Here is a 21252-nt window from a genome sequence, read left to right as displayed (position 1 = left end):
TTTTTCACATGCAACCATTACTGACTTTAAATAAGATTTCTGTTTCATTTGGCGAAAAACAGGTTCTCAATGATGTTACCTTTGAACTGAATAAAGGTGATATCGTAACCCTTTTAGGCCCGAATGGAGCTGGAAAATCAACAATTGTACGTGTTGTACTCGGGCTACTTGCCCCTACATCAGGTACTATTACGCGTCCTTCTTCTCTCGCTATTGGCTATGTTCCACAAAAACTTCATTTGGATACGACGCTACCCCTCACTGTTAAACGTTTTATGTTATTAAAACTTGGTGTTCGTAAAGAGCATTTATTACCTGCACTCGAAAGAGTCAAAGCAACGCATTTACTTGAACAACCGATGCAAAAGTTATCAGGCGGTGAAACACAACGTGTTTTACTGGCTCGTGCCCTACTCAATAAACCGGATCTCCTCATACTTGATGAACCAGCTCAAGGCGTTGATATTACAGGCCAAGTTGCACTATATGACTTAATCAACCAATTAAGAACTGAGCTTAACTGCGCTGTATTAATGGTTTCCCATGACTTGCATCTCGTGATGGCAAAAACAGATAAAGTACTTTGCATTAACGGCCATATTTGCTGTTCTGGTGCGCCCGATGTTGTTTCAAACCACCCAGAATTTGTCGCAATGTTTGGTTATCGCGGTGCTCAACAACTTGGTGTATACCGCCATCAACATAATCATCAACATGATTTAGAAGGTAATATTATTGTTGGTCACCAACACAGCAAGGACTGCAAACATGATTGAGTTACTATTACCTGGCTGGATAGCAGGCATGCTACTTGCCATTGCGGCAGGTCCTCTAGGCTCTTTTGTAGTGTGGCGCCGAATGTCCTATTTTGGCGATACGCTAGCTCATGCTTCATTATTAGGAGTTGCATTTGGGCTTCTATTAAATATCAACCCATTCTATGCCGTTATTGCTGTAACCTTGCTACTAGCCTTAATTTTAGTTTGGCTAGAAAAGCGCCCACAACTTGCCGTTGATACTTTACTGGGAATTATGGCACACAGTTCGCTGTCTTTAGGTTTAGTCGTTGTTAGCTTAATGGCTAATGTTCGCGTTGACCTAATGGCTTACTTATTTGGTGACTTACTCTCAGTAAGCTATGAAGACATTATAACGATTTTTATTGGCGTTATTGTCGTTTGCGGGTTGCTTTTTTATCGTTGGCGGGCACTTTTGTCGATAACGGTTAGCCCTGAACTTGCTTTTGTTGATGGGATTAATATTCAACGACTGCGCTTATTACTGATGTTAGTTACCGCACTAACAATTGGTATCGCAATGAAGTTTGTCGGGGCATTAATTATTACATCTTTATTGATTATACCAGCAGCAACGGCTCGGCGTTTTGCTCGAACACCTGAGCAAATGGCCTTCATCGCTGTCTTAATTGGTATGATTGCTGTAACCGGGGGGCTCACTCTCTCTGCTTTCTACGATACCCCAGCTGGGCCGTCAGTTGTGTTGGTATCGGCTATTCTATTTGTACTTAGCTTAGCAATAAAAGCGAAAAATTAATTTAAGCTTTAAGATACATAATTTCAGTTATTACATACTATTTTTAATGCAAATGGCCCCAACATTGAAAACAATGTTGGGGCCATATTTATTCATTTAATATAATTAAATTTCTTTAGGCGTTAAACCAAAGTGGTTATATGCATGAACCGTCGCCATTCGACCTCGAGGGGTACGCTGAATAAAACCTTGCTGGATAAGATAAGGCTCTAAAACATCCTCTATAGTTTCGCGCTCCTCTCCAATGGCTGCGGCGAGGTTATCAACACCAACAGGACCACCCATAAATTTATCAATGATAGCAACTAGAAGCTTTCTATCTAAATAATCAAAACCTGCAGCATCGACATTTAGCATGTCCAAAGCTTGGTTAGCAATTAGCCCATTAATCGAACCATCACCTTTCACTTGAGCAAAATCCCGTACACGACGTAACAAACGGTTGGTGATACGTGGAGTTCCCCTTGAACGCATCGCAACTTGTAGCGCCCCTTCTTCGGTGATATCTAACCCCATATATTGGGCACTACGCTTGACAATATGTTGTAAATCATCAACTTGATAAAATTCTAGGCGTTGCACAATACCAAAGCGATCACGTAATGGTGATGTGAGCGACCCTGCACGAGTCGTTGCGCCAATTAATGTGAAAGGCGGAAGATCAATTTTAATCGAGCGCGCCGCAGGCCCTTCACCTATCATGATATCGAGTTGGTAATCTTCCATTGCAGGATAAAGTATTTCCTCAACAACTGGAGATAATCGATGGATTTCATCAATAAATAGGACATCATGGGGCTCTAAATTAGTTAGCATGGCAGCTAAATCGCCTGCTTTTTCTAATACGGGCCCTGAAGTGGTACGCAGATTAACACCGAGTTCATTTGCAACAATCCCTGCTAGAGTGGTTTTTCCTAACCCTGGAGGACCAAAGATGAGCAGATGGTCAAGCGCATCGCCTCGCATTTTCGCTGCTTGAATAAATATTTCCATTTGGTCTTTAACCTGAGGCTGACCAATGTACTCATTCAATAGCTTTGGCCTGATCGCACGGTCAATAGCTTCTTCATCTGACTGTAATACTTCAGCAGTTATTAGGCGATCAGCTTCAATCATATTAAAATTCTCTCAATCAAAGTGCGGCACGAAGGGCATCACGGATCAATGTTTCAGAATCGCTATCCGGTTTTGCAACTTTACTTACCATTCGGCTTGCTTCTTGTGGTTTATACCCTAAAGCAATCAATGCAGCGGCAGCTTCTGCTTCAATATCTGCCATATTGGGAACTTTACTGTTTACATTTGGCAGATTAATGTCGCTGTTTGGATTAAATAAATCCCCATTGAGTCCTTTAAATCGGTCTTTCATTTCGACCACTAAGCGTTCTGCGGTTTTCTTGCCAATTCCAGGTAATTTAACCAATGATGCAATCGCTTCTTGTTCAATCGCGGAAACAAATTGTTGAGCAGACATACCGGATAAAATCGCAAGAGCTAATTTGGGGCCAACACCATTTACTTTGATCAGCTCTTTAAATAACGCCCTTTCTTGCTTATCGTTAAAACCATATAGTAACTGGGCATCTTCACGAACAACAAAGTGAGTAAAAACAATCGCTTCTTGACCAATTTCGGGCAATTCATAGAAACAAGTCATTGGCATATGGACTTCATAACCGACACCTTGTAGTTCTAATAATACGATTGGAGGTTGCTTTTCTAAAACAATACCACGTAAACGACCTATCACATTGAAGCCCTCTATTACTAACTAAACCTTGAGCAGGTTGGTTTATTATCATCAATACTGTTGTTTATACCACAAAAAATGCTGGATGCATATCCAGCCACACGCTATTTATTAATAAGCAATTCTGTTTAAGATAAACTCTCTATCTTAAACGTCCACGAGTTAAAACTAACCGTGGATCGCCAACTTTTAAAAGATTTTGATTGAAATGGCAATGTGTAATCGCAATTGCCAAAGCATCTGCTGCGTCAGACTGTGGGCTCGCTGACAATTTTAGAATTGATTTAACCATATGCTGTACTTGGCTTTTTTCTGCGGCCCCCGTACCTACAACCGTTTGTTTGACCTGACGAGCTGCATATTCAAATACGGGTATATTCATGTTTGCAGCAGCAACAATAGCTGCGCCTCGAGCTTGCCCAAGTTTTAATGCTGAATCCGCATTCTTCGCCATAAATACTTGTTCAATGGATAATACATCCGGTTGATATTGTGTGATAATTTCCGAGACACCCGCGTAAATTCGTTGCAGACGACTTGGTAAATCATCAACTTGTGTACGAATACACCCACTACCTAAATACAGTAGTTGCCGGCCTTGCTGGCGAATAACACCGTATCCCGTAACACGAGAACCGGGGTCAATACCTAAAATAATCGCCATATAAATTTATCTATACCTCTTTATATTGATCAAGTTGTTCTAATAAGCTTCATAATACTATCCATTTCATAATACTATCAATTTCAACTAAATAGCTATTTGAATCACTGATAAAAACTAAAAGCGAGTTAGCTCATTGATATAAAATAAAGTATAGCGGATAAGGGAAAGGAAAGAGTAGAAGGCGTTAGAGAAAACAGGCTGCGCCAGCCCGCTTTCTCTACGCGGATTATGCTAAATGACTATGCTGTCATTTAGTGCCTCACTATTTACAGTGTGGCAGCGACTTCGTCAGAAATATCACCGTTGTGATAAACTTCTTGAACGTCGTCTGAATCCTCTAACATATCGATAAGACGCATTAATTTTGGTGCGGTTTCTGCATCAAGCTCTGCGGTAATCGATGGGATCATCGAAACTTCAGCCGCCTCACTGGTAAAGCCAGCTGCGTCTAATGCATCTTTTACCGTACCAAACGTTTCAAACGTGGTGTAAACATCAATAGCACCATCGTCATAAGTCTCAACATCATCAGCACCGGCTTCAAGTGCTGCTTCCATCAATGCATCTTCATCGACACCCGGTGCATAAGTAATAACACCACGTTTGGTGAATAAATAGGATACTGAACCATCTGTTCCTAAGTTACCGCCAGTTTTAGTGAATGCATGGCGTACTTCAGATACGGTACGGTTACGGTTGTCACTTAAGCACTCAACCATCACGGCTGTGCCACCAGGACCATAACCTTCATAAATGATGGTTTCCATATTATCATTTTCATCATTACCCACACCGCGTGCAATTGCACGGTTTAAGGTGTCACGAGTCATGTTATTTGATAATGCTTTATCCACTGCGGCACGTAAACGTGGGTTAGTACCGGTATCACCACCACCTAAACGTGCGGCGGTGACCAGCTCACGAATAATTTTTGTGAAAATCTTACCGCGCTTAGAATCTTGGGCTGCTTTACGGTGTTTGGTATTGGCCCATTTACTATGACCTGCCATGAAATATCTCCAAAAACGTCAATACAATAATTAATTAGCAAATTCTAAAATAGCCTGACCGTTACTCCATGATTTCGTTAACTTAGCCGCTTCCTCAGGGGCTAACCAATGATATTCACTGTGTTCCGTCAGTAATGGTATTTGTTCTTCGCTTAGCACCAATTTAAACCAATGCTCTTTGCAATGGCTCACATCAGGTGCATAACGATGCCTGAAATGCGGGAAAATTTCAAAGATGATACTGTGCGATAAATCTTGCAGCTGGTTTTGTTCAACCTCAAAACCTGTTTCTTCTTTAATTTCACGACATGCCGTTTCATACGGCGTTTCATCAGGCTCCAAACTTCCAGTCACTGATTGCCAGAAGTCTGGGTCGTCTTTACGTCGTAACATAAGCACCCGTCCACTACTTTGAGCCACTATAATGACTAATACCGATTCCGGGCGCTTATATTTTTTCATTGAGCTTACTCTTCGTCTTTCGCAACCACGGCGATAGCGAGCTCCGTCAATGCATCAGGGTTCGCATGGCTTGGAGCATTCGTCATTAAACACGCTGCCGCTGTTGTTTTCGGGAAAGCAATGACATCACGAATATTATCGGTTCCTGTTAACAGCATCACTAAACGGTCAAGACCAAATGCTAAACCTGCATGTGGTGGCGTACCATATTTCAATGCATCTAATAAGAAGCCAAATTTTTCGCGTTGGTCTTCTTCATTAATGCCTAAAATACTAAATACCGTTTGTTGCATTTCATTGCGGTGAATACGTACTGAACCACCGCCAACTTCGTAACCATTGATAACCATATCATACGCATTAGCAACGGCTTCTTCAGGTTTACTTGCCAATTCTTCAGGTGAAAAATCTTTAGGGGAAGTAAATGGATGGTGCATCGCAGTTAACCCGCCCTCACCATTATCTTCAAACATTGGGAAATCAATCACCCACAGTGGCTGCCAGCTATTTAAATTGGTTAACTCAAAATCACGGCCGACTTTCAAACGTAACGCACCCATTGAATCGGTTACGACATTTTTTGCCCCCGCACCGAATAACAAGATATCGCCATCAACTGCTCCTGTGCGGTCTAGTAATTGGTTAATCACGTCTTCGCTCAAGAATTTTGCGACAGGGCTTTGAATACCTTCAAGGCCTTGAGCGCGTTCGTTGACTTTCATCCAAGCCAAACCTTTCGCACCATAAATACCAACAAATTGACCATATTCGTCGATTTGCTTACGCGTCATAGCAGCGCCACCTGGGACTTTCAGAGCCGCAACACGGCCTTTCGGGTCGTTCGCTGGGCCTGAGAACACCGCAAATTCAACATCTTTTACGATATCCGCAACATCCACTAACTCCATTGGGTTACGTAGGTCTGGTTTATCTGAACCATAACGACGCATAGCTTCTGCAAAGGTCATGATTGGGAAGTTACCTAAATCAACCCCTTTTACCTCTAACCATAAATTACGGATCATACGTTCCATAATTTCACGCACTTGCTCTGCGGTCATGAATGAGGTTTCAACATCGATTTGGGTAAATTCAGGTTGGCGGTCTGCACGTAAATCTTCATCACGGAAGCATTTTACGATTTGGTAATAACGGTCAATACCAGACATCATCAGTAATTGTTTAAACAATTGTGGTGATTGCGGTAATGCGTAGAATTTACCTTTATGAACACGGCTTGGTACTAAGTAGTCACGAGCACCTTCCGGTGTTGCTTTGGTTAGCATTGGCGTCTCAACGTCCAAGAACCCTTCGTTATCCATAAAATTACGAACAAAACTGGTGATTTTGGCGCGCGTGCGCAGACGCTCAGACATCTCAGGGCGGCGTAAATCTAAATAACGATATTTTAAACGACGCTCTTCTGTATTCGTTTGGTTGCTATCTAATGGCAGCGGCTCTGACTTATTGAAAACATTCAGTTCTTCAGCAAATACTTCAATTTCGCCCGTTGCCATATCTTTATTTTTTTGGCTATCTGGACGTGCGCGTACTGTCCCTGTGATTTGGATACAGAACTCATTACGCAGCTCTGACGCTTTTTCAAATATGTCTTTACGATCGGGATCGAAGAAAACTTGCACGATACCTTCACGGTCACGCATATCGATAAAAATCAAACCACCTAGATCGCGGCGGCGGTTTACCCATCCACTAAGAGTGACCTTTTGGCCTTCGTGAGCGATGTTTAACTGCCCACAATAATTAGTACGCATACAATATCCTTTTACTCAGCTTGTTGTGCATTTGCTTGCTGCGGAAATTTGGCATTTTGCTGAACATTGAGCTGAAAATTCAGAATGTCAAAAAGGCAGACATTATACAGGAAATTCTGTTAGACAAATAGTTACGTATTCTACATAACACGTAAACCATTTTGTTTTTAATCATATTTTCATCAATTATTGTCGTGCTAATCAACAATAATAAAATTGAATGGCGAGATAGACGTCTATCACGATGATCCTATCGATTTTAAGGGACTATCCGCACCATGTACATATTGCAGCAGAGGTTTATTTTATTAGTTCGATGTCTTTTTGAGCAAAGTAACATCACTTAATGTTTTCCAATTCAACTATTGATTAATAAATACCTCTTTAATTATAAATCTTTCTATTTCAGAATCGTTACCTTTTTCAGTTTGCTATAATCACAACATACAGATACAACGCTGAATTAATCACCATCTGCAGTTTAAGGATTGCCCATGAAAAAATTTTTACTTGCCACTTCCATGTTCGTACTACTCGCTGGATGCCAAAACATGAAACCCGCAGAGACTGATAATACAAAAACTTTTTACATTGATTCTTCACTTGCTGATTGTATGGGAGTTGCCCCAATGAAGTGCATGAAAGTGAAAGAAAACCCAAGTGATGACTGGCAACTTTTTTATAGTTCAATTCAAGGCTTCGAATACCAACCAGGCTTCTCTTATACCTTGCAAGTGAAGCAATTTGATGTACCAAACCCACCCGCTGATGCGCCAAGTATTCGTTATGAATTGGTAAAAATCGTTGAGAAAAAATAATTTTTAAACAATATAATTTAAGTCATTAAGTAATTTTATCATTTTACTTAATGACTCACTTACAGCAATAATTCTCTTATCATCGTTAAATAACAGAGTGACCATATTATGAGTGCTAAAATCATTGATAAACTGGGGTTAATTACCTTATCAGATCACAAAATTGCGATGGTACGTTCCCATAATAAAAGTTTGTTTTACATCCCCGGCGGAAAACGTGAGCAAGGTGAGACTGATGAACAAGCACTCTGCCGTGAGATTACCGAAGAATTAAAACTTGAGCTAGATGTCGCTTCTATCCGGTTTTATGGTGAGTTTATTGGCCCTGCTGATGGAAAAACAGATGGAACGCAAGTCCGCATTCGTTGTTACTTTGCAGACTATCAAGGTGAGCCACACCCTGCCGCTGAGATTGCTGAACTAGATTGGTTTAGTATTGACGATTTACCACGCTGCTCAACCACGGCGGTGACTATTTTAACTCGCTTAAAGAAAGAAGGTTTGATCAAATAGCGCGTTAGGATTACCCAAAAAAAAGTTGTGATTTCATTTGTCTAACGGCTTTTTAGGATTTACAATTCACAAAATATTGTTAATACCCATTACTATAACTTATATTTTTAGGTGTTTTCATAGTTTGATTCGTTTTATGGTGGAGTAAAAAATGGTCAGCTCTTTGTATGCTGTACTGGGTGCCTTACTGCTGCTTAGATTATCCTTAAATGTTGTGAAGCTGCGTAATCAATACCGTATAGCTTATGGTGATGGCGGTTTTTATGAGTTGCAAACCGCAATCCGCGTTCATGGTAATGCCATCGAATACATTCCCATCTCATTAATTTTACTGCTTTTAATGGAAATGAATGGCGCACAAGTGTGGATGATTCATATTTGTGGCCTGATCTTAATTGCTGGTCGAATACTGCACTCTTATGGTTTGAAAAATCACGATTACTCATATCGCCGTTCAGGCATGGTCGCAACTTACCTTGCAATGGCACTGATGGTTATCGCCAATACGTATTACCTACCTTGGCTGCAAATCGTTTCATTTAATCTATAGTTTTTACTCTCTGTAACGGCACGTGTTATTAATGTGCCGCTCATTATTTCATTGCTTATGGATTGATTTTCAGTAGACAGCCTTTCTGATACAATCCTTTACTACTTTTGTTTTTGCTTAATACAGAACTTATGTCAAACTCAGATCCAACCTCAAAAGATCGCCTTTTCTCTGCGCCTATCGCTAACCTTGGTGACTGGCAATTCGATGAAAAAGTGGCTGAAGTATTCCCTGATATGATTCAACGCTCCGTTCCAGGGTACTCTAATATTATTACGATGATTGGCATGCTAGCGGGTCGTTTTGTCAAACCCAACAGCCATGTTTACGATTTAGGCTGCTCTTTAGGTGCAGCAACCTTATCTATAAGGCGTAATATTACAGTAGAAAAAAGCAAAATTATTGCTGTTGATAACTCTCCTGCTATGGTTGAACGTTGCCGACGCCATATTGATGCCTATCGGGCGGATACACCGGTTGACGTTATAGAAGGTGATATTCGTGATGTAAATATCGAAAATGCTTCCATGGTTGTGCTCAATTTTACTTTACAATTTCTCAACCCAGATGATCGCCAATTATTACTCAGTAAAATATATCAAGGGCTACAACCCGGCGGTATTTTAGTCCTTTCCGAGAAGTTTAACTTCGAAGACAAAGAAATCGGTGAGTTATTATTCAATATGCACCACGATTTTAAACGAGCAAATGGCTATAGCGAATTAGAAATCAGCCAAAAACGTAGCATGTTAGAAAACGTAATGCTCACAGATTCTGTTGATGCACATAAAGCTCGTTTAAAAAGTGCCGGTTTTACTCACTGTGAAGTTTGGTTCCAGTGCTTTAATTTTGGTTCACTGTTAGCCATCAAAGAGGTCTAGGCATGATTGATTTTGGTCGTTTTTACCAACAAATTGCCGTTGGCCCGCTAAGTCATTGGCTTGAAACGCTTCCAGCACAACTTTCAGAATGGAAAAAACAAGGGTTACATGGTGGCTTTTCTTCATGGGAAAAAATGCTAGATAACCTGCCAATTATGGTTCCTACTGATTTGGATTTACGTCATAGCGTGACAGCGACACGTGAACCCGAGCTCACTGCAGGCGAAACTCGGCGCTTAAATAATATTCTTCAACAATTAATGCCATGGCGCAAAGGTCCATTTTCTCTCTATGGTGTCAATATTGATACTGAATGGCGCTCCGATTGGAAATGGGATCGCGTACTCCCCCATATTTCATCACTAAAAGACCGTTATATCTTAGATGTCGGTTGTGGCAGCGGTTATCATATGTGGCGTATGTTAGGGCAAGAGGCCAAATTTGTCGTTGGGATAGACCCAACGGAATTATTTTTATGCCAATTTGAAGCAGTAAGAAAGCTATTAGGCGATGACCAACGTGCCCACTTGTTACCTTTAGGTATTGAACAACTACCTGAATTGAAAGCATTTGATACTGTGTTCTCAATGGGTGTACTTTACCACCGCCGTTCACCACTCGACCATTTATGGCAACTTAAAAACCAATTAGTCAGCGAAGGAGAATTGGTTTTAGAGAGCCTGGTTATTGAGGGGGATGAGTTTCAGTGTTTGATCCCCGGTGAGCGCTATGCCCAAATGCGTAATGTCTATTTTATTCCTTCCGCTAAAATGCTCAAAGTTTGGTTAGAGAAATGTGGTTTTGTCGATGTCCGAATTGTTGACCAAGAAGTAACTTCTTTGGAAGAGCAACGCCGCACACAATGGATGAAAACAGATTCATTAGCTGAATTTTTAGACCCCAATGATAAAACTAAAACTATCGAAGGTTACCCCGCACCACTACGTGCAATTTTAGTTGCGCGTAAGCCATAAAGATAAAATGCCTATGGCAATCAAGTCATAGGCATTTATTATCATGGTAGTTAACAAGCGATTACATTGTTATTTGCCATAAATTATAGAAGGCAATTCGGCCAGATAACTCGGCTAAAATAACCGCTAGCGCACATAGGCCTAATAGTACGGATGAATTTCTTCCTCGATATAGCAGAGCCGGATAAACAAACAGCATCACCGCTAAGACGACTAATTGGAAACTCCAAAAACCAGCTTGCTCGGCGCTAATCTCTGGCCCTGTCTCCCCTAAAAATGATACATAAGCCGCGCGAGTAGCAAAAATAATAATTGAACCAATCAAAAATGCCATCGCCCCTAACCGCTGAACGCCGAATAGAATGGCTAACGCGCCACCAGCCACTAACAGTGTCATCCACATTTGTAATGTCGTGAAAACAGTAAACCAATTGGCTACTGTGGCAATATTATAAACTTGAGGAATTGACCATACGAATGCCAAACCAAAAATCACCGTGGCAATATTACACAGTTCACTCAACACTTTATTTTTAATCAATAAGGTGAATAATAAAGTTGCAGCCCCAAAAGCGACAAAAATACCACTGAGTAAAGCTTCATTACTCATTGGTGAGCGGCCTACGCCTAAAAGCATATTAAAGAAGCGTAGAGGCTGCCCAACGTGTAATCCACCAATGACTAGCGCAATGATCATGATGACAAATGCCGCTATATTGGTATGACGCAATTGGTTCTCGCTCAACATCCCCAGTTTTCGGCTCGCATACGCCAATAAATATAAACCTGCTGCCGATTGCCCCAATACGGTGAAAAAAACGAGTGGAAGTTCGTGCATGTTATACCTCTGCTGGGTTTTGTAATTTCCCGCTCTTGTCACCACAAGGTTTAGCATCTTTATGCGGCTTAATGACAATATTAGGATTAGTAAGAGATGGGTTTGGCATGGGAGCAATCCCACTAATATTGCCATGGCGCTCGCGAAGGATGTTGATATCATCAAAGTCCAATGCGCGTTGTGGGCAAGATTCAACACAAACGGGTTTCATCCCTTTTTCGACGCGTTCATAGCATCCATCGCATTTACTCATCAATTTTTTCTTTTCGTCATACTGTGGTGCACCGTATGGGCAACGTAACTCGCAGTAGCGACATCCCACACAAATGGTTTGGTCGACCACCACTAGTCCGTCTTGTTCACGTTTGTGCATCGCACCAGTTGGGCATCCCGCAACACAGGTTGGGTTAGAACAATGATTACAGGAAATCGATAGATAGTAGTTATAAACATTCTGTTGCCATATCCCCTCTTGTTGTTGCCATGCTCCACCACCAAACTCGTATACCCGACGAAATTTAGGCCCTAAATCAAGGTCTTTTTCATCCTTACAACTCACCTGACACGTTTTACACCCTGTGCATTTTGTTGAGTCAAAATAAAAACCATACTGTTTCATTCGTCACTCCTTATGCACGTTTCACGTCAACTAAGTTAGTATGTTGTGGATTTCCTTTAACAAGAGCGGAAGGCTGTTGTGTCGTTAGTGTATTAATACAACCACCAATATCGACCCCCTCCTCATTGACTTCTCGCCAAGCACCTTGCGGGACTGCAATCACACCAGGTAATACGCGCTCCGTCACTTTTGCTTTAATATGCATACGCCCACGGTCATTGAAAATTTCAGTAATATCACCATCCTGAATACCACGAGCCGACGCATCAATTGGGTTAATCCAATACTGGTGAGGAACGGCTTCGCGCAGCATTGCAATATTAAAATATGAAGAATGCGCATGGCCTTTATCATGATAGCCTGTCATTTGCAGTGGATATTTTTGTTTAGCTTGCTTATTTTCAACGCCTTCAGTATTTACACAATATTCAGGTACAGCAGGGATCCGCTGGTCAGCAGGGTATTCCCACTCTTTCGCTATCTTAGCGAGCCTTTCTGAATAAATTTCAATTTTACCCGATGGTGTTGGCAATGGCGCGGTTTCAGGTGAATCTCTGAATGGTTTTAATGCTATATAATCTGCACTGTTTGCCAATTTTCTATCAACAATTCCCATGTCATTCGTTTCTTCGAACGAGGGCAAATGGGGATTTTTTTCTCGCATCAGGTTATAGCAATGTTCTATCCACTGCTCATGAGTACGACCTTCGGTAAATTGGTCTTTAATACCCAGTTTTTCAGCAATATCAGTTAAAACATCATAAGATTGGCGACACTCCCATAATGGGGTAATCGCATTTTGTAGGCGAATAGCATAGTGATAAGCACCGCTGGCATATGAGTTATTAATTAAATCATTTGATTCAACACTGGTCACATCAGGTAAAATTAAATCCGCATATTTAGTCGATGCCGTCATATGCGTATCCCACACCAAAATAAATTCGCATAAAGACTCATCTGTTAGAATTTTGTGGGTTTTGTTTAGGTCAGAATGTTGGTTACCCGTGACATTACTCGCATAGTGCCATAAAAATTTCACATTCGTTTCAAGACGTTCTTTACCCAACAGAGTTGAATTTGTCGCAGTCATTTCGGTTCCACGCACAATCGCATCTGTCCACATAAAACACGGAATCTTGGTTTTAACTGGGTTTGGAATAGCAAAACCTGGCACAGAATACGCCACGTTTCCTCCCCATCCTCCGGCATTCGTTCCTGGACGTCCAATGTGCCCCGTGACAATCGGTAACATCATCACAGCCCGTGCAGCTTGTTCACCCGATGCCGTCCTTTGTAATCCCCAACCTTGAGAAATCCACGCGGCTTTCGCATTACCTAACTCACGAGCCAGTTGAATAATTCGAACTGGTGAGACGCCTGTAATTTGGCTAGCCCACTGCGGTGTTTTTTCAATACCATCATCACCTAGCCCTAAAATATAATCCTTATATGAGCCATTTTTGGCTGCGGACTCAGGGAGTGTCTGGTTATCCCAACCCACACAGTATTTCGCTAGAAAGTCTTCATCTGTTAATTGTTCTTTAATCAATGTATGGATAATCGCAGCCACAAGCGCACCGTCAGTACCCGGATAAATCGGGATCCATTCAGCGCCTAGCGTTGTCACGCTATCGGTGCGACGCGGGTCAATAATAATGACTTTAGCTTGGCTTTTTTCTAATGCTTTTAGGGTTTCGTAGAATTGGCCGCCACCGGACATCCGTGTTTCCGCGATATTATGGCCAAACATCACCACTAAATCGCTATTGGCTATTTCAGACAACAGTGAATCATCCAACTTGCCATAAACATATGGAATAACGCCGTTTATTTGTGCAGTCGAGTAGGTTCCATGTTGGTCAAGAAACCCTCCGAGTTGGCTTAGTAACCGCTTACAGGCATTACGCCCTTGTAAATTAGCACCGGTAGATCCTGAACCATACTGATAATAAATCGCTTCATTGCCATATGTATCAATGGTTGAGCGCAGTTTTTGTGCCACAATCGTCGTGGCTTCATCCCAACTGATCCGTTTAAATTTTCCTTCTCCCCGTTTACCTGTACGCAATAACGGGTATTTCAAGCGGTCTGGGTTATAGGTTTTCCAGCGAACAGAACGCCCTCTTAAACAAGGGCGTATTTGGTGCAAACCAAACTGTGTGTCGTCATACATGGTTTCATTCGATATACGAGTAATGACATCATCTTTTACATGTACTTTGAGTGGGCAGCGACTGCCACAATTGACTAAGCATGCGCTGTATTTGATTTTTTCGCTGACTTCATCGGGTTGGATTGTGATGGTTGGTGTTGCTTGAGCGGAAAAAGGTAGTGAGATGGAGCTGACGATAGCCGTTGTCGTAGCGACAGAGGCAGAAGCCTGAATAAACTGTCGCCGACTCAGCGCTTTTTCCCTGATTTTATTGATCATTACATTGCTACCTTATTAATTATTATAAATTGAATTACTTAGTATTCTTATAGTAATTAGATAGTAGCCTTATAAAAATAAGGGTTAATTGACATGTATCAACACAAGCAATAATTAAACCATTAATGATAAATAAATCATATTTTTAGTCTTCTTATTGGCTATTTTAATGACATTAAACTAATTGATGACTAAAAAACAATAAGGAAAACCAACGAATTGATTTTCCTTAAAGAATAACAAGCTATGTAAAATTTCTATATCAAAGCCGTGTATTGAGGCCAGCAGCAATTAAACAGAAACTTTTTCTGTAATAGAAATAAAGTCCTTCATCGCTTCGACCGTAGGACCATCCACACAATAATGAGTAAATTCATCTGATTCACTATTAGAGGCCATTGTCACGCCCACTTTGCGGTAACTCATGGTTGATGGTACCGTTTTCCCTGCGGAACTGTGTACCTCAGATAAGCCGATTTCCATAAATTTACTTAAATTGGCCAAACGTACGCCCGCACCCGCCATTATTTGTGGGCCATTAATTTGCTGGCTTTTTTCATGTAGCTCTTTCAAGAGCGGTAAACCTAGCTCCGCGCTTTGTTGCTGCCCAGAGGTTAAAATGCGAGCTACGCCGAGTTCCTTTAATTGTTCTAAAGCTAACAATGGGTTAATACACATATCAAATGCACGGTGGAAGGTAATATTCATCCCCTGTGCTATTTCCATCAACGTGTGCATCCTGTTGATATCAATGCGCCCTTCGCTATCCAATATACCGATAACAGCGCCTGGAAAACCCATTTCCTTAATCATAATTAAATCTTCACGGATCACGTCAAATTCACTGATGTTATAGCAAAAATCACCACCACGAGGACGAATAATAGGATGAACTGGAATATGCAGTTTTTCTTTTGCCAGTTTCAGGTAGCCATAACTGGGTGTTAAGCCACCATCAGCGGCGCCAGAGCAAAGCTCGATACGATCTGCACCATACTCTTGGGCCACTTGGGCGCATTCAATTCCAAAACAACAGATTTCCAGTTTTGCCATCACAACCTCCGAAATAGAGCAATAAAACACCTACTTTATGTGCCCAATGTGCCCAAAAATAATGAAAAGATTTAATGTTAAACGTTAACAATTCGGCTAATAATGCCATTTATTAAAAAATGTTATCGGATGGATATCACACCGCCAAAAGTTAACGAGAACTATTGATCAATAACGTTAATTACATCACTTATTTTTCACTTTCAATTATCTTTTTTAGCGGGAATGGATGGTATTTTACGGTTATTTCACCATTTGACACTGCTAATGTTGGATTTGGCAACCTTTCTTGCTGCCCTTTAGGCTGGCTCATCTTCAGTCGGTATCCTTGGGGTAAAGGATCAAGCAGCAACTGGAATGCCGCGGTTTCTAGCTCACTTGGCTCAACATCAATTACCATTTCAATATGTTCCCAGCTTTCTTTCGGGTAAATTTTGTCTTTTGGGAAAGGTAATTCAATCATAAATACATCTTGACCTACGATGTTTAACGGCTCGCTTAGCTCATATAAACGAATCGGCCGACCATTAATTACATTGTCAGATAAAAGTTGCGCACATTGCAGTAATCCTTGGTGCCAACGTTCTGCAGTTGCAAGATGATGACAGCGCACTGAAATATGGTCTATCGGAAAGGATGACAATGATAGGTTTATCTCCTGCGCCATCTGTTGTAATTTACGAATAAATACAGGTAGGTCATCCCATAAATCTTGTAATTGCGAAATTTTGCTAAACTGTGGCACTTAAAGCCCCCCTTTACAAAAACTTATCTGCTAAACAATGACGCAGACTGTAGCATGAGAGCCCCAAAATGTGGTATAAAACCTGCCGATTTTTCTCTTCCACCTTTTAGTTATGCGCATGTGATGGCACAATGCGGTAACTATGTTCGTAATTTAAGGTAATTCGGTGAATATTCAGGCGATTCTTTCAGATAAAATTAGTGCTGCGATGTTAGCAGCGGGTGCTCCAGAAGGCAGCGATGCACTTGTGCGTCAATCCGCTAAAGCTCAGTTTGGTGACTACCAAGCTAATGGAGTGATGGGCGCGGCTAAAAAGATGGGGCTAGCTCCGCGACAACTGGCAGAACAGCTTGTTAATCACTTAGATTTAGAAGGGATTGCCAGCAAAGTTGAAATTGCAGGCCCTGGCTTTATTAATATCTTCCTTGAGCCAACTTGGGTTGAAAAGCATGTTGAAGAAGCATTAGCTTCACAGCGCTTAGGCATCGCGCCAGTCGAGTCTGAAACGATTGTTATTGACTATTCAGCGCCTAATGTCGCAAAACAAATGCACGTGGGTCACTTGCGTTCAACCATTATTGGTGATGCTGCGGCACGTACTCAAGAATTTATTGGTCATAAAGTCATTCGAGCCAATCACGTCGGTGATTGGGGTACGCAATTTGGTATGTTAATTGCCTATCTCGAAAAAGTACAAAATGAAGATGCCACGGATATGGCACTTGCAGACCTCGAAGAATTTTACCGTGAAGCCAAAAAGCACTACGACGAAGATGAAGAGTTCGCGGTACGCGCACGTGGTTATGTGGTGAAATTGCAATCCGGTGATGAGTATTGCCGCCAAATGTGGCGTAAATTGGTTGATATCACCATGCAACAAAACCAAGAAACCTACCGCCGCTTAAACGTCACCTTAACTGAAGATGACGTGATGGGTGAAAGCTTATATAACAGCATGCTACCGGGTATTGTTGCAGATTTAAAAGCTAAAGGTTTAGCGGTTGAGAGTGAAGGCGCAACGGTTGTTTTCCTTGATGAATTTAAAAATAAAGAAGGCGAACCTATGGGCGTGATCGTCCAGAAAAAAGATGGTGGCTTCTTGTATACAACAACCGATATTGCCTGTGCTAAATACCGTTATGAAACCTTACATGCTGACCGCTCACTTTACTATATTGACTCACGCCAACATCAACATTTGATGCAAGCATGGACCATCGTCCGTAAAGCAGGTTATATCCCTGAATCAATGGCGCTTGAGCACCATATGTTCGGTATGATGCTAGGTAAAGATGGCAAACCGTTTAAGACTCGTACTGGTGGTACTGTTCGTTTATCAGACTTGCTTGATGAAGCGGTTGAACGCGCTCAAGCATTGATCCGTGAGAAAAACCCGGATATGCCTGAAGATGAATTACTTAACATCGCAAATGTGGTCGGTATTGGTGCGGTTAAGTACGCTGATTTATCCAAAAACAGAACGACGGATTATATTTTTGATTGGGACAACATGTTAGCTTTCGAAGGAAATACCGCTCCGTATATGCAATATGCGTATACTCGTGTGGCTTCTATTTTCAAGAAAGCCAATTTAACCCATGCAGACTTAACTCTGCCTATTTCATTACAAGACCCTCGTGAAATTGCACTTGCGACACGTTTATTACAGTTTGAAGAAACCATTCTAACTGTCGCTCGTGATGGTACACCTCATGTTATGTGTGCTTATTTATATGAATTAGCAGGTTTATTCTCTGGTTTCTATGAGCACTGCCCTATCTTGTCAGCTGATGACGAAGCACAGCGCCAAAGCCGCTTGAAATTGGCTGCATTAACCCAAAGAACGTTAAAAACGGGCTTAGACACACTGGGTATTGAAACCGTTGAAAGAATGTAGTTCAAATCAATAGGTTGTCTGTTAACGGTTCACTTCGGTGAGCCGTTTTTGTTTGTGCTACAAAGCAAGTATTAACGCCAATTTCCACCCTTCACCTAACTTTTCATTGCAAGATCACCCAGAAGCAAATTCCAAATAAATCAACCGCCATCAATAACTTAAATGAATAGATCTGAGAGACAAAAAAAGCCCAAAATTTTGGGCTTAATGTTTATTGATGTGCTTATTATTCGTTACGCAATACTACGTTTCATAAAGTCACGAGGGCGGAACCCAAGCACGTATAAAGCAACGAAATAGCTTCCCGCACCAACAATTACGACACCTATCAAACGTAGCATACGCATCAGCATATTACCTTCTTGCCAAGATGGCATAAAATGTAAGACACCAAATAGCACGACTCCCATTACAATTAAGGCTATCAATAATTTAAATATAAACCCTTTCCAACCCGCTAAAGGCTGAAAAATATCTTGCTTGCGCAATTGCCAATAAAGGACTCCTGCATTAAAACAGGCCGCTAACCCAATAGACAAGGCTAAGCCAGCATGTTGCAATGGGCCAATAAAAGCTAAGTTCATCAATTGCGTTAATATTAAAGTGACAATCGCAATTTTCACAGGCGTACGAATATCTTGGCGTGAATAAAAGCCCGGTGCCAAAATTTTCACCAAAATCATCCCCGTTAAACCGACACAATAGGCAATTAAAGCATATTGCGTCATTAATGAGTCATGCGCGGTAAAATTACCGTATTGGAATAAAGACACCGTTAATGCTTCAGAGAGTATTGCCAACCCTAACGCACATGGTAAGGCTAATAACAAACAAAGGCGTAACCCCCAGTCCATCAATTGGCGATACTCATTTTGATTACCGCTCGTGAAGCTTTTCGCGAGTGAAGGCAATAAAATCGTTCCGAGAGCCACACCAAGTACTCCAGATGGCAATTCCATTAGCCTATCGGCGTAATACATCCATGATACTGAACCAGATTGCAAAAAAGAGGCGAATATTGTATTGATAATTAAAGAAATTTGAGCAACAGAGACCCCAATAATGGCAGGCCCCATCATTTTCATTACACGCCAAACCCCACTATCACGAAATGACAAGCGCGGTAACACTAACATACCCACCTTTTTAAGGTACGGGAGCTGATAGACTAGCTGTAAAACACCACCAACCAGCACCGCCCATGCCAATGACATAATGGGTGGATTAAAGTATGGGGCGGCAAAAGCGGCAAAAATGATCATACTGACATTGAGCAATGTCGGCGCGAATGCCGGAACCGAAAAACGGTTCCAAGTATTGAGAATTGCCCCAGCGAGGGAGACCAGTGAAATCAGAAAAATATAAGGGAATGTGACCCGTAAAAGGTCAGTAGTCAGCGCAAATTTATCAGCGTCGTCGGTAAATCCAGGAGCGGTGACATAAATGATCCAAGGAGCAGCTATCATGCCAAGGATAGTCACAATCGCCAAAGCAAGGGTTAGCATCCCAGCAATATAGGCGACAAATGTACGGGTAGCTTCCTCTCCCTGTTGGTTCTTGTATTCCGCAAGTATGGGAACAAACGCCTGTGAAAACGCCCCCTCGGCAAAAATTCGACGTAAAAGATTCGGTAATTTAAATGCGACAAAAAAGGCGTCTGCAGCCGCTCCTGCACCAAAAACCCGAGCGATAATGGCGTCACGAATAAAGCCAAGCACACGAGACATCATGGTCATGGAGCTTACTGCCGCCAATGATTTTAATAAATTCATGATTGATAGACTAAAAGAATACAATCGCATCAGTTTAACAGTGTGCACTGCAACTGACTACGATTGAAAAGTAAATTAGGAATTTAGGCTTTATTCAGCACCCACGTGTTATCTGTCAGTGCCGTCAATACATGGTCACGCCATTCACCGTTGATTTGTAAGTATTGCTTTGCATAGCCTTCTCGTTCAAAGCCAAGCTTAGTCAATAAATTACCACTACGCATATTATGAGGCATATAATTTGCCATAATTCGGTGCATTTTTTGGTGTTGCTGCATATAACGGATAGCTTGAGTTAACGCCTCGTGCATTAGGCCTTGGCCTTGCCATTTTTGACCCAGTGAATAACCTAGATAGCATGCATGAAATGAGCCACGCAATACATTACTAAAGTTCGCTACCCCCATGACTTCGTTTTCTTCTTTGTCTAATAGTAAGAAATGGAAGGCACTTCCTTCTCGATGCATTTCATTCATGACTTGTAACCGATTCTGCCAGCCCGCAGGCTGGTAATGTGAGTTATCCCTGATGGGTTCCCACGGAATTAAAAAGTCTTTGTTCAGGCTGTAATAATCAGCTAGTCGATAATTATCACGCTCATAAGTCAAACGAATAACCATTCTATCAGTGACAAGGCGCACTTTCGGTACATTTGAACGATAACCAAACATCGTTAACCCTTAATTAATAAAAAGCCAGATATTTTCTCTAGTTCCAAGCCAATAACTTAGAAAGTTAAAGTGTAGCTTACAATGCGCTGACGAAAAATATGTTCTGAAAATTAAAATGTGAATACATCGCTAAAATCGCCAACAGTATATGTTTTGATAATTAATAATATTCTAAATAATTCGCTCTGTGGCTAGGCGACCAGCGAGGATAATTGGGGAGCATACATGAGTATGTGCCCCAACTAGCCGAACGCAGTCAACACCGTCAT

21 protein-coding genes are annotated in these 21252 nt (G+C 41.5%); 8 read left to right on the top strand and 13 right to left on the bottom strand.

Features of this window, described 5'->3' with window-relative positions; genetic code table 11:
* Positions 1–8 precede the first annotated feature (8 nt).
* Positions 9–776 (top strand): zinc ABC transporter ATP-binding protein ZnuC, encoded by a 768-nt coding sequence (znuC, locus tag PSF09_RS06475; RefSeq protein ID WP_272683639.1) that lies wholly within the window; start codon positions 9–11, stop codon positions 774–776.
* Positions 769–1554 (top strand): zinc ABC transporter permease subunit ZnuB, encoded by a 786-nt coding sequence (znuB, locus tag PSF09_RS06470; RefSeq protein WP_115167306.1) that lies wholly within the window; start codon positions 769–771, stop codon positions 1552–1554. Before znuC ends, znuB begins: the two co-directional genes overlap by 8 nt.
* A 105-nt stretch (positions 1555–1659) precedes the next feature.
* Here znuB and ruvB read toward each other — a convergent pair whose 3' ends face one another.
* The 6 genes from ruvB to aspS all read right to left on the bottom strand — a co-directional run bounded on the left by ruvB (position 1660) and on the right by aspS (position 7218).
* Positions 1660–2670 (bottom strand): Holliday junction branch migration DNA helicase RuvB, encoded by a 1011-nt coding sequence (ruvB, locus tag PSF09_RS06465; RefSeq protein WP_272664977.1) that lies wholly within the window; start codon positions 2668–2670, stop codon positions 1660–1662.
* A gap of 16 nt (positions 2671–2686) precedes the next feature.
* Complete coding sequence (ruvA, locus tag PSF09_RS06460) at positions 2687–3304, bottom strand: Holliday junction branch migration protein RuvA (protein WP_210835616.1); 618 nt, start codon at positions 3302–3304, stop codon at positions 2687–2689.
* 142 nt (positions 3305–3446) lie between these two features.
* A complete protein-coding gene (gene ruvC, locus PSF09_RS06455) occupies positions 3447–3968 on the bottom strand; it encodes a crossover junction endodeoxyribonuclease RuvC (protein WP_102140267.1) in 522 nt (173 codons plus the stop codon).
* A 269-nt stretch (positions 3969–4237) separates the two neighbouring features.
* Positions 4238–4981, bottom strand: coding sequence for a YebC/PmpR family DNA-binding transcriptional regulator (locus tag PSF09_RS06450; RefSeq protein ID WP_210835615.1), 744 nt, complete (start codon positions 4979–4981; stop codon positions 4238–4240).
* A 30-nt stretch (positions 4982–5011) separates the two neighbouring features.
* Positions 5012–5443, bottom strand: a complete 432-nt coding sequence (gene nudB, locus PSF09_RS06445) for a dihydroneopterin triphosphate diphosphatase (RefSeq protein WP_272664979.1) — start codon at positions 5441–5443, stop codon at positions 5012–5014.
* A gap of 5 nt (positions 5444–5448) precedes the next feature.
* The gene (gene aspS / locus PSF09_RS06440; protein WP_210835611.1) at positions 5449–7218 is read right to left on the bottom strand and encodes an aspartate--tRNA ligase; all 1770 of its coding nucleotides are present in this window, start codon (positions 7216–7218) and stop codon (positions 5449–5451) included.
* A 494-nt stretch (positions 7219–7712) separates the two neighbouring features.
* On the opposite strand from aspS, the gene PSF09_RS06435 reads away from it, so the two are divergent.
* The 5 genes from PSF09_RS06435 (at position 7713) to cmoB (ending at position 10954) form a co-directional block, all read left to right on the top strand.
* Positions 7713–8036: a DUF4377 domain-containing protein gene (locus PSF09_RS06435; protein ID WP_210835609.1), complete on the top strand. Its 324-nt coding sequence runs from the start codon at positions 7713–7715 to the stop codon at positions 8034–8036.
* A gap of 108 nt (positions 8037–8144) precedes the next feature.
* Entirely contained in the window at positions 8145–8549 is a 405-nt protein-coding gene (locus PSF09_RS06430) for an NUDIX hydrolase (protein WP_272664982.1), read from the top strand.
* A 151-nt stretch (positions 8550–8700) separates the two neighbouring features.
* Positions 8701–9099, top strand: a complete 399-nt coding sequence (locus tag PSF09_RS06425) for an MAPEG family protein (RefSeq protein ID WP_004255048.1) — start codon at positions 8701–8703, stop codon at positions 9097–9099.
* A gap of 131 nt (positions 9100–9230) precedes the next feature.
* A complete protein-coding gene (cmoA, locus tag PSF09_RS06420) occupies positions 9231–9980 on the top strand; it encodes a carboxy-S-adenosyl-L-methionine synthase CmoA (RefSeq protein ID WP_210835605.1) in 750 nt (249 codons plus the stop codon).
* A gap of 2 nt (positions 9981–9982) precedes the next feature.
* Entirely contained in the window at positions 9983–10954 is a 972-nt protein-coding gene (gene cmoB / locus PSF09_RS06415; protein WP_210835603.1) for a tRNA 5-methoxyuridine(34)/uridine 5-oxyacetic acid(34) synthase CmoB, read from the top strand.
* Positions 10955–11015: 61 nt separating this feature from the next.
* Here cmoB and PSF09_RS06410 read toward each other — a convergent pair whose 3' ends face one another.
* The 5 genes from PSF09_RS06410 to PSF09_RS06390 all read right to left on the bottom strand — a co-directional run bounded on the left by PSF09_RS06410 (position 11016) and on the right by PSF09_RS06390 (position 16643).
* Positions 11016–11792, bottom strand: a complete 777-nt coding sequence (locus PSF09_RS06410; RefSeq protein ID WP_272683638.1) for a dimethyl sulfoxide reductase anchor subunit family protein — start codon at positions 11790–11792, stop codon at positions 11016–11018.
* 1 nt (position 11793) lies between these two features.
* Positions 11794–12411 (bottom strand): DMSO/selenate family reductase complex B subunit, encoded by a 618-nt coding sequence (locus PSF09_RS06405; RefSeq protein ID WP_272683637.1) that lies wholly within the window; start codon positions 12409–12411, stop codon positions 11794–11796.
* Positions 12412–12421: 10 nt separating this feature from the next.
* Positions 12422–14845 carry a DMSO/selenate family reductase complex A subunit gene (locus PSF09_RS06400; RefSeq protein WP_272664985.1) on the bottom strand — a complete coding sequence of 808 codons (2424 nt, stop codon included), beginning with the start codon at positions 14843–14845 and terminating at the stop codon, positions 12422–12424.
* A gap of 291 nt (positions 14846–15136) precedes the next feature.
* Positions 15137–15898, bottom strand: a complete 762-nt coding sequence (gene cutC, locus PSF09_RS06395) for a copper homeostasis protein CutC (protein ID WP_210835595.1) — start codon at positions 15896–15898, stop codon at positions 15137–15139.
* Between the two features lie 190 nt (positions 15899–16088).
* On the bottom strand, positions 16089–16643 hold the full coding sequence (locus PSF09_RS06390) for a VOC family protein (protein WP_272664987.1): 555 nt from the start codon (positions 16641–16643) through the stop codon (positions 16089–16091).
* Between the two features lie 166 nt (positions 16644–16809).
* On the opposite strand from PSF09_RS06390, the gene argS reads away from it, so the two are divergent.
* Positions 16810–18540 carry an arginine--tRNA ligase gene (argS, locus tag PSF09_RS06385; protein WP_272683636.1) on the top strand — a complete coding sequence of 577 codons (1731 nt, stop codon included), beginning with the start codon at positions 16810–16812 and terminating at the stop codon, positions 18538–18540.
* A gap of 233 nt (positions 18541–18773) precedes the next feature.
* Here the strand turns inward: argS and murJ are convergent, their stop codons facing one another.
* The gene (gene murJ / locus PSF09_RS06380) at positions 18774–20312 is read right to left on the bottom strand and encodes a murein biosynthesis integral membrane protein MurJ (protein ID WP_272683635.1); all 1539 of its coding nucleotides are present in this window, start codon (positions 20310–20312) and stop codon (positions 18774–18776) included.
* Between the two features lie 83 nt (positions 20313–20395).
* Positions 20396–20983 carry a ribosomal protein S5-alanine N-acetyltransferase gene (gene rimJ, locus PSF09_RS06375; RefSeq protein WP_272664990.1) on the bottom strand — a complete coding sequence of 196 codons (588 nt, stop codon included), beginning with the start codon at positions 20981–20983 and terminating at the stop codon, positions 20396–20398.
* Between the last annotated feature and the right edge of the window lie 269 nt (positions 20984–21252).

This window comes from Providencia sp. PROV141, from assembly GCF_028481645.1.
GTDB classification, from domain to species: domain Bacteria; phylum Pseudomonadota; class Gammaproteobacteria; order Enterobacterales; family Enterobacteriaceae; genus Providencia; species Providencia rettgeri.
The sequence above is the reverse complement of the archived record's forward strand: the minus strand, read 5'-3'. Positions and strand labels throughout refer to the sequence as shown.